The organism is uncultured Limnohabitans sp. (genome assembly GCF_937889215.1).
Taxonomy (GTDB): Bacteria; Pseudomonadota; Gammaproteobacteria; order Burkholderiales; family Burkholderiaceae_C; genus Limnohabitans_A.
On the sequence record NZ_CALBEX010000545.1, the window covers coordinates 1 to 5,804 of the forward strand.

Consider the following 5,804-nt stretch of genomic DNA (forward strand, 5'->3'; position numbering starts at 1 on the left):
CACCTCGTGATCCTCTACACCGGCCAGCTTGACGCTGAAGTCAACATGACCACCTTGTGCCGCCAGATGGCCGATGCCATGCTCACCGTCAAGGACGAGGAAGGCCAACAGGTCTTTCCGACCGGCGGCACGCGTGTACTGGCCTATCCTGCACCGCACTATGCCGTGGCCGATGGCGGTGCAGCAGGGCGAGAAGCAGGAGGCACGGGCGACTACGCTTTTGTGTACCTCAACCTGCGCATGGGCCGGGGCCGAAGCGAGGCCACCCAGCAACGTGCTGGGCAAACCTTGCTCGAAGTGGCCAAGGCCTTTTTTGCCCCCGTCATGGCCCAACGTCACATCGGCATCACGCTGCAAATTGATGTCGGCCCCGAGGTGTTTGATGCCAAGCACAGCAACCTCCATCCGCTTTTCAACAAGGCCTGAAACATGTCCGTGTTCACCGAAGACCAAATCCAGCAGCTCGCGCACGAGCTGAACCAGTCCGAAAAATCCCGGGTGCAAATTGAGCACTTTTCCAAGCGCTACCCGGGCATGACCATCGAAGACGGCTACCGCATCAACCGCGCCTGGATGCAGATCAAATTCGCTGAAGGGCGCACCCTGATCGGCCACAAAATTGGCCTGACCAGCCGCGCCATGCAGGTGTCCAGCCAGATCGACGAGCCCGACTACGGCACGCTGCTGGACGACATGCGCTACACCTGCACGCCCGGCCAAGTGCTGGACATCCCCTTCACCGCTTTCATCGCGCCGCGTGTTGAGGTGGAGCTGGCTTTCATCCTCAAAAAAGAGCTGCGCGGCCCCAACGTGACGGTGCAGCAAGTTTTGGACGCCACCGACTACGTCACGCCCGCCATCGAGATCATCGATTCGCGCATTGAGCAATTCGACCGCCACACCAAGGTCATGCGCAAGGTGTTTGACACCATCAGCGACAACGCGGCGAATGCGGGCATCGTGCTCGGGGCCAAGCGGGTCGATCCGCTCACGACCGACCTGCCGTGGTGCGGGGCGGTACTGCGACAAAACGGCGTGGTCGAAGAAACCGGTTTGGCGGCGGGCGTGCAAGGACACCCGGCGGTGGGCATCGCCTGGTTGGCGAACAAACTGGCTCCGTGGGGCGAGCACCTGCAAGCAGGCGAAATCGTGCTGGCCGGCTCGTTCACCAAACCGGCGGTGGCCAAAGTGGGTGATGTGTTTGATGTGGACTATGGGCCGCTGAGCAAACTGGAGTTTCGGTTTGTTTGAGCGTTTGGATGCGTCTGCAGTGGCTTCGTCTTGCGTTAGCGGGAGGATGTTGGGGCCGGGGTGGCGACCCGAGCTCAGAGGCGCTTCGCTTTGCCACATCGCCCGAGCCGCCACCCCGACCCCAACATCCTGTGAGCCTTCATCCCTTTAAAACGAGGAAATATCCCATGAACACGCCTGTGAATCTTTTCAAACAAGCCCTTCAAAACAAACAGCCCCAGATCGGCCTTTGGATGGGCCTGGCCAGCGCTTACACCGCCGAAATCTGCGCCTTGGCCGGCTTTGACTGGCTGGTGATCGATGGCGAACACACGCCCAACGACCTGCGCAGCATCCAGGCCCAACTGCAAACCCTGGCCGCTTACCCCAGCAGCCACCCGGTGTGCCGCGTGCCTGTGGGAGAGACAGCGCTCATCAAACAATACCTCGACTTGGGTGCGCAAAACATCTTGGTGCCCATGGTCGACACGGCCGAGCAAGCCGCCCAGCTGGTGCAGGCCATGCGCTACCCGCAGGACGACGGGCAGGGCGGTGTGCGCGGCATGGCCGGGGCGCGGGCTTCGCGCTGGGGGCACTATCCGGATTACTTCAAGCGCGCCAACGAAGAAGTCTGCCTCTTGGTGCAAGTCGAATCACGCGAAGCGCTGAAGAACCTCGATGCGATTGCCGCCACACCGGGTGTGGACGGCGTGTTCATTGGTCCAGCCGATTTGTCGGCCAGCATGGGCCATGTGGGCAACGCCGCGCACCCCGAAGTGCAAGCGGCCATCGAAGACGCCATCGCCCGCATTTTGAAAGCAGGCAAAGCCCCCGGCATCCTCACGCCCGACCGCCAACTCGCCGCGCACTACCTGTCGCTGGGCGCGGTGTTTGTGGCAGTGGGCCTGGACACCCAACTCTTGATGCGCCACACCACCGATTTGGCGGCGCATTTCAAGTCGAACTTGCCTGTTGCTGCAACCGTCAAAGGCGCAACGTATTAATTGGGATCTGACCTCAATTCAATGAACAAGGAAACCACGATGTTCCCCGCCCCCCAACCGGTCGTGCCCTCGCTGCAAGCGCGGGTGCACCCCGATGAATGGCAAGCCCGCCTGGAGCTGGCCGCCTGTTACCGTGTCTTTGCCCTGCTGGGCTGGACCGAGATGATTTACAACCACATCACGCTGCGCCTGCCGGACAGCGTCACGGGGGGTGAGAAACAGTTTTTGATCAACCCCTTTGGCCTGCATTACAGCGAAGTCACGGCCAGCAATTTGGTCAAGATCGACGTGCAAGGGCGCGTGCTGGATGGCTCGCCTTACCCCGTCAACCCGGCGGGTTTCACGGTCCATGCCGCGGTGCACGAAGGCCTGGCCGGAGCTCATTGCGTGATGCACACCCACACCACGGCGGGCGTGGCGGTGGCCTGTGTGCAAGGCGGTTTGCAGCAGACCAATTTTTACAGCGCCCAGCTGCACAACATGGTGGCCTACCATGACTTCGAGGGCATCACCATCCACGCCGAAGAAGCGCCGCGCCTGTTGCGCAGCATCGGCGACAAACAAGCCGTCATCTTGCGCAACCACGGCCTGCTGGCTTGGGGCCACACCTTGGCGCAAACCTTTGCGGTGCTCTGGACCTTGCAGCGCGCCTGCGAAATCCAGCTGGCCACTTTCAGCATGGGCCAGCCCATTGTGGTTCCTAAGGCCGTTGCCGAACAATGCACCAGGGACGCCCTGCAGTTCAACCCGAACCACGGCGCAGGCCAAGACGTATTTCAATCGCTGGTGCGCCAAGTCGACCGGCAAGACAAGGGGTGGCGAGTATGAAAGTCTGTATTTACGGCGCTGGCGCCATCGGTGGCTGGATCGGCACGCACCTGGCCCGGCAAGGGTGCAACTTGAGCGCGGTCGCGCGAGGTGCCACGCTTGAAGCCCTGCAACAACACGGCTTGCTGCTGCGGCAAGGCGACGAAGACATGCACACCTCATTGGTGGCCCGCGAGAACCCGGCCGACCTCGGTGTGCAAGACTTGGTGATCGTGTCAGTGAAAGCCCCCGCCATGGCCGAAGTGGCCCACCACATCGCCCCCTTGCTGGGCCCGGACACCGTGGTCTTGACCGCCATGAATGGCGTGCCTTGGTGGTTTTTGCAAGGCTTTGGGGGCGCGCTGTCGGGGGCCACTTTGGAGTCGGTAGACCCTGCCGGCGCGATCGCGCAGCGCATTCCCGCAGCCCAGGTCATCGGCTGTGTGGTGCACGCGAGCTGCTCGGTCGACATGCCCGGCGTGATCCGGCACCACTTTGGCAACGGCTTGATTGTGGGCGAGCCCAGTGGGACCGACACGCCGCGTGTGCAGGCGCTGGGGGCTTTGTTGGCGCAGGCGGGTTTCAACGCCACGGTCTCGCCCCAAATCCAGAAAGACGTTTGGTACAAGCTCTGGGGCAACATGACCATCAACCCCATCAGCGCCTTCACCGGAGCCACCACCAACGTGATCCTGGACGATCCGCTGGTGCGCGATTTTGTCTCCCGCATCATGCTCGAGGCCAAGGCCATTGGTGAGCGCATCGGCATCCCGATCGCGCAGACGCCCGAAGACCGCCACGCCGTCACACGCAAGCTGGGAGCCTTTCGCACCTCGATGCTGCAAGACGTGGACGCGGGCAAGCCGGTCGAGCTCGATGCCCTAGTGGCCTCGGTGCGGGAGTTGGGACAGCTGACCAAGGTGGCCACGCCCTTCACCGATGCCTTGCTGGGCCTCAGTCGCCTGCATGCCAGGGGTTTGGGGCTGTACCCGCAACAATGAGGGCATGAGTTCACCCCGCATCGCCTCGCCACCCGGTTTGACCGGTGCCGCATTTGCCACCTTGCTGCTGATCGCATTCATGATGGGGGCCAACCATGTGGCCGCCCGCACCGCCTTCAACCACGGGTTGGATGTGGTCACGGCGGTGACGGTGCGCAGCGGTGTCACCGCCTGTGTGGTGGCGCTGATCTTGTGGCAACAAAAGGTGGCCTTTCGCGTGAAGCCCGGGCAACGCAAATACTTGGGCGCAGTGGGCCTGCTGATCGCCGTGCAAAGCGTGTGTTTGTATTCGGCGGTGGCGCGTTTGCCCGTGGCACTGGCCTTGCTGGCCTTCAACACTTACCCGCTGACCACGGCCCTGTGGGCCAAAATTTTGTACGGCCACCAACCCGAGCGCGCCGTGCTGTGGGCCATGCCAGTGATGATGGCTGGGCTGGCCCTGGCACTGGACGTGCTGGGTGCCGCCTCGGGTTTGGGCGCAGCGCGGCATTGGGGGGAAATCGGGGCTGGCGTGGGTTTTGCCTTGGCAGCATCGACGACTTTTGGCCTGGCCTTGGTGCTCACCCAGCACGAGACCGTGGGTGTGGACGGCCGTCTGCGCACCTTCACCACCATGGCCACCGTGGGCGTGTTGGCCGCGAGCGTGGCCCTCACGCAAGGCGGCTTTCAGTGGCCGCAGGCTGTGCCCGGCTGGTGGGGCCTGGCTCTGCTGACTTTTCTGTATGGCACCGCCTTCACCATCATGTTCACCGTGCTGCCCAAGTTGGGCGTGGTGAGCAACTCGGCCATCATGAACGTCGAGCCCGTGTTTGCGCTGGTGCTGGCCTGGGCGCTGCTGGGCCAGGCCATTGCCCCCATGCAATTGCTGGGGGCGGCCGTGGTGGTGTCTGCCGTGCTGTGGCTGGGCTTGCGCAAGCCCTGAGCTTCATCACAAATTCAGCGCAAGCGGCGGATCAGGCTGGAGGTGTCCCAACGGCCGCCGCCCATTTTTTGCACATCGGCATAAAACTGGTCGACCAGCGCCGTGACCGGCAACCGGGCCCCGTTGCGCTTGGCTTCGTCCAGCACCAAGCCCAAATCCTTGCGCATCCAGTCCACCGCAAAGCCAAACTCAAACTTGTCGTCGGCCATGGTCTTGCCGCGGTTGTCGAGTTGCCAACTTTGTGCTGCGCCCTTGCCAATCACGTCCAGCACCTGGTGCATGTCCAGGCCGGCTTGCTGGCCAAAGGCCACCGCCTCTGACAGGCCTTGCACCAAGCCTGCAATGCAGATTTGGTTGACCATCTTGGCCAGCTGACCTGCACCGGATGCGCCCAGCAAAGTAAAGGCACGCGAAAACGCCATGGCCGCTGGCTTGACGGCATCGAAAGCGGCCGCATCACCACCGCACATCACGGTGAGCAGACCGTTTTGCGCGCCCGCCTGACCGCCCGAGACCGGCGCATCGACAAAGTGCAAACCCAGCTTTTGGGCTTCGGCGTACAGCTCACGGGCAATTTCGGCCGAGGCCGTGGTGTGGTCCACAAAAATCGCGCCGGGCTTCATGCCGGCAAAAGCGCCGTCTGGCCCCAACACCACGCTGCGCAAATCGGCGTCATTGCCCACGCAGGCATACACGATGTCGACGCCCGCTGCGGCTTCACGCGGCGTGGGCGCGGTGGCGTTGCCTGGGCATTCGGCGGCCCAGGCCGTGGCCTTGGCTGCACTGCGGTTGTACACGGTGACGTGGTGACCGGCGCGGGCCAAATGGCCGGCCATGGGG

7 protein-coding genes are annotated in these 5,804 nt (G+C 63.0%); 6 read left to right on the forward strand and 1 reads right to left on the reverse strand.

All coding sequences use genetic code 11. From position 1 onward, the window contains the following. The 6 genes from Q0341_RS13760 to Q0341_RS13785 all read left to right on the forward strand — a co-directional run. Positions 1–426: 5-carboxymethyl-2-hydroxymuconate isomerase (locus tag Q0341_RS13760; protein ID WP_299514431.1), on the forward strand; the 426-nt coding region annotated here is incomplete at its 5' end. A gap of 9 nt (positions 427–435) precedes the next feature. Further along, entirely contained in the window at positions 436–1,251 is an 816-nt protein-coding gene (hpaH, locus tag Q0341_RS13765; protein ID WP_299514448.1) for a 2-oxo-hept-4-ene-1,7-dioate hydratase, read from the forward strand. Between the two features lie 167 nt (positions 1,252–1,418). Then, the gene (hpaI, locus tag Q0341_RS13770; RefSeq protein WP_299514433.1) at positions 1,419–2,234 is read left to right on the forward strand and encodes a 4-hydroxy-2-oxoheptanedioate aldolase; all 816 of its coding nucleotides are present in this window, start codon (positions 1,419–1,421) and stop codon (positions 2,232–2,234) included. Positions 2,235–2,273: 39 nt separating this feature from the next. Then, positions 2,274–3,062, forward strand: a complete 789-nt coding sequence (locus Q0341_RS13775; protein WP_299514436.1) for a class II aldolase/adducin family protein — start codon at positions 2,274–2,276, stop codon at positions 3,060–3,062. Then, entirely contained in the window at positions 3,059–4,042 is a 984-nt protein-coding gene (locus Q0341_RS13780) for a 2-dehydropantoate 2-reductase (RefSeq protein ID WP_299514439.1), read from the forward strand. The genes Q0341_RS13775 and Q0341_RS13780 overlap by 4 nt, the downstream gene beginning before the upstream one ends. Before the next feature lie 4 nt (positions 4,043–4,046). Then, positions 4,047–4,964 carry a DMT family transporter gene (locus Q0341_RS13785; RefSeq protein WP_299514442.1) on the forward strand — a complete coding sequence of 306 codons (918 nt, stop codon included), beginning with the start codon at positions 4,047–4,049 and terminating at the stop codon, positions 4,962–4,964. 14 nt (positions 4,965–4,978) lie between these two features. On the opposite strand, the gene Q0341_RS13790 is transcribed toward Q0341_RS13785, so the two are convergent. Next, the coding region (locus tag Q0341_RS13790) for an NAD(P)-dependent oxidoreductase (protein WP_299514445.1) at positions 4,979–5,804 on the reverse strand (826 nt) is incomplete at its 5' end.